Source organism: Curtobacterium sp. MCBA15_016 (assembly GCF_001865105.1).
Taxonomy (GTDB): domain Bacteria; phylum Actinomycetota; class Actinomycetes; order Actinomycetales; family Microbacteriaceae; genus Curtobacterium.
Genome location: NZ_MJGR01000017.1, coordinates 6,173 through 6,769 on the forward strand (window position 1 = coordinate 6,173; position 597 = coordinate 6,769).

Below are 597 nucleotides of genomic sequence, written 5' to 3' on the forward strand. Positions count from 1 at the left end.
CGAGGTCGAGGACGCCGAGCGCGAACTCGCCCGCCTCGAGTCCGACACCGCCACGGCGCAGGCCCGTGTGGAGCGTGACACCACGATGCTCCAGAACGTCTCCAGCGCGAAGGACGCCGCTGGTCTCCAGAGCGAGCTCGAGTCGCTGCAGCGCCGCATCGGGGACCTCGAGACGGCCGAACTCGAGGTCATGGAGAACCTCGACGGCTTCCGTGCCCGCGTCGGCGACATCGAGGCGCAGCTCGCCGACGTCGAGGCCGCGCGTGCCGGGCTCGTGGCCGAGCGCGACGCCGAGATCGCCCGGCTCGAGTCCGACCGCGAATCGGCCACGCAGAGCCGTGCCGCCGTCGCCGCGAAGGTGCCGGCGGACCTCCTCGCACTGTACGACCGGCAGCGGGCACGGTACGGGTTCGGTGCCTCGCTGCTGCAGGGCGGGGTGTCCACGGCGTCCGGCGTGACACTCACGAACTCCGACCTGCAGACCATCCGGCGCGCAGCGCCCGACGACGTCGTGCTCTGCCCCGACAGCGACGCGATCCTGGTGCGGACGGCGGAGTCCGGGCTCTAGTCGCGACCAGACGACGAACGGGAGGCGCG

Annotated in this window: 1 protein-coding gene; it reads left to right on the forward strand. The window is 72.5% G+C overall.

The annotated features are described in order from the left end of the window. The coding region (locus BIV03_RS07635) for a zinc ribbon domain-containing protein (protein ID WP_071295238.1) at positions 1-568 on the forward strand (568 nt) is incomplete at its 5' end. Positions 569-597 lie beyond the last annotated feature (29 nt).